At 67.1% G+C, this 5291-nt stretch carries 3 protein-coding genes and 1 pseudogene; all 4 read right to left on the bottom strand.

The window, feature by feature from the left end; genetic code table 11:
- Nucleotides 1–427 (bottom strand): annotated as a pseudogene (locus tag IN820_RS15115) (hypothetical protein); the annotation flags it as partial.
- A complete protein-coding gene (locus IN820_RS15110) occupies nt 424–3678 on the bottom strand; it encodes a toxin VasX (RefSeq protein ID WP_193681750.1) in 3255 nt (1084 codons plus the stop codon). The pseudogene IN820_RS15115 and the gene IN820_RS15110, both read right to left, overlap by 4 nt.
- Nucleotides 3675–4526, bottom strand: a complete 852-nt coding sequence (locus tag IN820_RS15105; RefSeq protein WP_193681749.1) for a DUF4123 domain-containing protein — start codon at nt 4524–4526, stop codon at nt 3675–3677. Before IN820_RS15105 ends, IN820_RS15110 begins: the two co-directional genes overlap by 4 nt.
- The coding region (locus IN820_RS15100) for a type VI secretion system Vgr family protein (RefSeq protein WP_235989174.1) at nt 4523–5291 on the bottom strand (769 nt) is incomplete at its 5' end. The genes IN820_RS15105 and IN820_RS15100, both read right to left, overlap by 4 nt.

Here is a 5291-nt window from a genome sequence, read left to right as displayed (position 1 = left end):
CTGCCACCGCCTGCGCCTCGACCTGCTCCCAGGGCACGATCCAGTGGCTTCCATCCTTCAGGGTCACGCACACTTCGCGGCGCTGGCGGTTGAAACGGGTGGGTAATGGAACGGGTCTACTTAGCCCGTAAATTAGCAGCAGGATTGGGATACCAATGACAACCAGCCCCAAGATTAAGAATCCCGTGAACAACTCTGAATGGTTACGAGTGACATAAGCTAGAAGAGCAAAAAGCATAACTCCCGGCCAAAGCAGCATGACGAACGAGCCAATGCTGTAGTCGCCGATATCGAGAAACACCTCGTTCTTGCGCCAGATGGTATTGAGCACGTCCCTGGGCGGCTGCCCGGTGGGCAGGGCGGGCGGTGCCAGGTAGTCGTCGCGGGAGAACAAGCCTTTTCGGCTGCGGGGCTTGCTGTCGCTCACTTGGCCTCCTTGGGCTGCAAAAACAGGGCATTGGGTTCTTCGCCCAGAGGGTAGAGGGTGGCGCGATCCAGCTCCGGCGTGGCCTCGCCATCACGCAGGGGGATGATGCCCTGGTCGGCGTCGAGGCTGTAGGCCAGCCCGCGTTCGCCGCCAATCGCCCCATCGACTTCGGCGAGCAGCGCCAGCGGGTTGTGGTAGCGCAGGCGCAGCAGCAGGCGGGTCGGCTCGCCGGTATAGGGACGCCCCAATTTGAAATCGCCAGCCAGGCGCAGCCCCTGACCCTCGCGCGGCGGTATCCAGGTGCACTGGCTGCCGCGCAGCCAGGGGGCGCCCAGGTCGCTCAGGCGGTCGTGGCCGAAGGGGTTGGCGGACTCGCGCAGGGCGTCCAGGTTGCCCGGATTGCCGAGCAGGGCCAGGTCGAGGCGGGTGGCGCCCGGCTCGGCGCCGGGCAGGTCGATGCTCAGGCGGCGGATGAAGGCGCGGCTGCCGACCAGGCTGGTTTTGCCGGTTTCCAGTTGTATGCGGGGTTGGTAGAGCAGCGCCAGCAGGTGGCGGAACTCGTCCTGCTGCTGTTCGGCGGGGATGGCCTCGGCGCGCCAGGCGCGACCCTTCGACCAGCAGCAGCCGGCCAGGTAGTTCTGCATGGGCGTGGCCTGGCGCGACCAGGCATGGAGGTAGGCGCCGCCAAGGCCGAGCAGCAGCAGGTTGAGCGGCCCCATGCCCAGCCGGAAATAGCGGAGAGCCTGGGCGGTGCTGATATGGTTGGCCATGCGCATGCCAGTCAGGCCGAACCCCAATAATGCCTGGGCGCCATAGGCAGCAACCTGCCCCTGTACGATCAGTTGCCGCCTCTCCAGCCAGGGGTCAATTCGCGTTTGAGCGTGCTCTATCTGGTTTCTCAGGGAAGCATATTCTGCATAAGCCGCTCCAACTGACAGCAATCCTACAATCCCACCAAACAGGGTCAGGGTCGGGGCAATGGAGGTACGCAGGTTTAGCTCTTCAATCCCTTTCCCCAGAATCAACCAGTTCTGCACTACTGCCGTCAATGCCGCGCCGGCATACAGGCTGGCGGATACCGTCTCGGCCAGGCGCCGGCTGTCCATGCCTTCGACCGCGCCGGCCTGGCGAAGGTAGTCGCTGGCATTCAGGCCATTGAGTAGCAGAGCGGCCAGTGGCAGCAAGCCACCGCTGTTTCTGACCGCCGAGCTTTGCGCCACGCTGGCAACACGCCCTTGGGCAATACCGCGCACGGCGTCCTGCAGCCAGCGGTTGAGCGCATCGGCCTTGTTGCCGAGCAGGCGCCAGCCTTGACCGGCGCCTTCGGCGACTCGTAGCAGGCGAGCGTCTTCGCCAAGCCGTGTGACCAGCAGCACGCCGGCCCACTGGGCAGCTATCGAGCCTTGTGTTTTGAGTACCACCAGGCTTGCACCAAGCCTGGCGACCGTACTGGCCCAGATGCCGTCCAGATCCTGTGCCAGGCGTTGCAAGGCCCGGATGCCTGGCTCGTCCAACTGGCTGGCAAGCAGCTCCTGGGTGGCCGCCAGGTTATCTGCGCTCAGGGCGGCGAGGATTTCATTCAGGCGGGCGCTCACGTTGACCGCCGCCTCCAGCGACGGACTCCAGGCATGGAAGACCAGGCGCAGGCTGCCGGGGTCGTCGGAGCGCACGTAGCCGGCGAACTGTTCGGCGCCCTGCTGGCGGCTGCACTGGGCGCTGAGGCAGGCCTCGGCCAGTTCGTCGAGCCAGCGCTGGTGCGCGGGATCGGCATGGTCGACGAACCAGGTGCCGCTACTATGGCGCGGCAGGAACTGGCCGCGGTCGGCATAGAGCGCCTGATGGCGTTCCTCCACCTGGCGGTAGTGCGCTGGGGCTTCCTGGTCGAGCCAGGCGTCCAGGCGTTCGAGGTCGATATGCTCGGCGACTCGCGCGGCGGCACGACCATCGGCGAGGTTGCTGACCTTCTCCTTGCGGTATTCGCGCACGACGTGTTCGACCTCGCCGTGCAGCTCGGGCGGTATGAAGCCGCGCACCGGCACCGTGGCGGCGGCCACCTCGGCATGCACCCCGGCCAGCTCGGCGTCGGCCTGGGCATGGCCGTACTGGCGGCCGCGCTCCTGGCTGATGCGGCTTTCTTCCCGGAACAGTTCTGCGAGCCGGCGTTGGCTGGCCAGGAGGGTTTCGCCCTGGTCGGGGGTGAGCTGGATGTCGTGCTCGCGGTAGCGGTAGTTGAGCAGGTTGGCCACTTCGCCGCCGTCCTCGCGGATCAGGCTGCGGATGAAGCCGCCGACGCTCTGGCGCAGGTTGTTGTCGGCGATCCAGCTCTCATGGCCGGCCTCCAGGCGCTCCTGCTCGTGGTTGAGGTCGCGCAGCACGCCGAGGTCGTCGTCGAGGGTGGCGAACACTGCATGCAGCGCGCCGGCCTCGCTACGCGCCCGGGCGAGCCAGGCATCGATGGCGGGTACGTCCCAGGCGACCGCGCTCCATTCGCCCAGCCCCTGTTGCGCCGCTTCGGGATGGCGCGCGGCGGCCTGCTCGCGCTCGGCCTGCCAGGTACGGGCATCCACATAGGCCTGGACGTTCTCGGGGCTGGGGTCCGCCATCATCCGCTGGCCCAGGGCGTCCACGCCCTGGCGGTGGGCGTCGCCGTTGCGCGCATGGTCGTGGGCCAGGGCCTTTTCGCGCACTTCAGGCATCAGTTCCGCCAGCAGTCGCTCGGCGTCGTCGAGGGGTGGGCAGTGGGGTGTCTCCAGGGTGCGGGCCACTTGCCTGAGGGCGATCTGGCGCATGTGCTCGCCGGGGTTTTCCGCCAGGCGCTGGCAGGCCTGGGCGGGCAGGGGGATTTCGCTGTACAGCAGCCAGGCGTCGTGGCGTTTGTCCAGGGCGATGCCGGCCGACTGGCCGCGCAGGGGCAGGGTGTCGTCATCGTCCAGAGCCTGTTCCGTCAGCAGGCCGTCGCTCGCCACGGCGTAGCGACGCAGGGGGCCTTCGTGGTGCCAGAGGTAGAGGAAGCCGGGGCGCAGGCGGCGCAGTGCCATCGGGTGGCTCTGCGACGTGGTGCCGGGCTGGACGCAGGCATGTGCCGCCGGCTGTTCGCCGAGCGCATAACGGGTCGGGACGATGAAGACTTCGGCCTGGCGGGCCGGGCAGGCGGCGACCGGGCTGGTCAGTTCTTCACGGGAGAAATTCCGTTGGGCGGTCTTGTTGGCGGCGGCCAGGTTCAGCGCCTGGTCCTGGGCGTTGGTGGTCATTGGGCGACGTCCTTGTCGATCAGCAATTGCCGTTGAAGTTCGAGTGCCAGGCGATCCAGGCGTTGCTCGGGGCGTAACTGCGGGGTGTCGAGTATCCGGCGATAGTCCTCGTGACCCTGGCCGTGCGGGAAGCCCGTTCCCAGTACGGCGCAGAGGTTGGCCCATTGCGCAACCTGATCGGCCGCGCCGTAGCCGTGGGCGTTGGCGCTCCGTCGACACCCTGCTGCCCAGGCCTGCCGTGCGGCAGGATCGTGGCCGGCCAGGCAGTCGGGAAAATGCTGATCGGTATGGGCGAGCAGGCGCCGGTCGAAGGTTTCCAGTTGAGCGCGGTTGAGCCGTGCGGCCTGCTCGTCGCTCAGATGCAGCCAGGGCGTGTCGTCATAGCGGGCCGCGGGGGACGGTGTCCGGCGCTGGAGTTCGAGCGCCTCGGCGCCTGCTTCCGAGGCCGGGAGGCGCATGCGCAGTATCGGTCCCATCAGCCGTTCACGCTCGTCCGCCGGCAGCTCGGGTAGCCAGTGCCGCATGATCCGCGGATCGTGGTAGCGCAGCAGCACGGTGGCGCCTTGTAGGTCGGCATGCACGAGGCTGCGCAGATGCTCGATCAGCTCGGGCTCGCAGGCATCGGTCTCCAGCCACAGTCCGGCCCGGGCCTGCCAGTGTTCGACGAAGTGCCGTTCCAGACGGCTGTCGGCAGCGAGTCGTATCAATACCGGGCCGGCATCGGCCAATGGCTCGTAGCGGGTGCTCTGGTAGAGCCGGTGCAGTGCAGGCGCTTCGTCCAACTGATGGAGCTGTAGCGGCAGGTTCTCGATCTGGGCGCCGTCGAGCAGCAGGTAGGTCCGGCTCATCGGTCGTCCTCCTGCTGGCAGATGGCGCAGAACGCTTGGGCCTGGACGGCAGCGCGCCGTAGTGCCTGCTTCTGCGCCTGGATCAGCAGATTACCCGCCTTGTCGGCATCGGCCGGCCGCGTTTGCCCCGGCAGGATGGGCCTGGCGCCCGAGCCGTTGCCCGCTGCGCCGCCGGAGTTGATATCGATCGTCGCCCCGCTCAGGGTGATGCCACTCGGATCGAGCTTGAGGAAGCTGCCGCCGCCGCTGGCGGTCAGTTCCATGCCGGCGTCGATCACCACCTTGTCGCCGGCGTAGTAGTGGATTTCATCGCCCGTCTCGACGAACCAGCCGTTGCCGATGTCGATATGCTGGTCCCGACCCACGGTGAGGTGGTCGCTGGCCTTGACTTCCGTTCGGCGGTCGCCATGGGTGGTGCGGTGTTCCTCGGCCTGCAATTCGGTATGGCTGTTGGCTTCCATCCTGTCGTGGCGCTGGTGGCCGACGCGGATCTTCTGGTCGTGCTCGATGTTCTCGTCCCAGTCGCGCTGGGCATGGATGTAGATCTGTTCGGCGCCTGCCCTGTCCTCGATGCGCAGTTCGTTATAGCCGTCGCCACCCGGCGAGCTGAGGGTCTTGAACACCGATCTGGTCTTGTTCGCCGGCAATGCGTAGGGCACCACGTGCTCGGCGTGGTAGAGGCAGCCGGTCACCAGCGGCTGGTCGGGATCGCCTTCGAGGAAGGTGACCAGCACTTCCATGCCCACCCGCGGAATGGCCACGCCG

The organism is Pseudomonas lopnurensis (genome assembly GCF_015070855.1).
Classification (GTDB): domain Bacteria; phylum Pseudomonadota; class Gammaproteobacteria; order Pseudomonadales; family Pseudomonadaceae; genus Stutzerimonas; species Stutzerimonas lopnurensis.
This window is presented reverse-complemented; position numbering and strand designations above follow the sequence as displayed.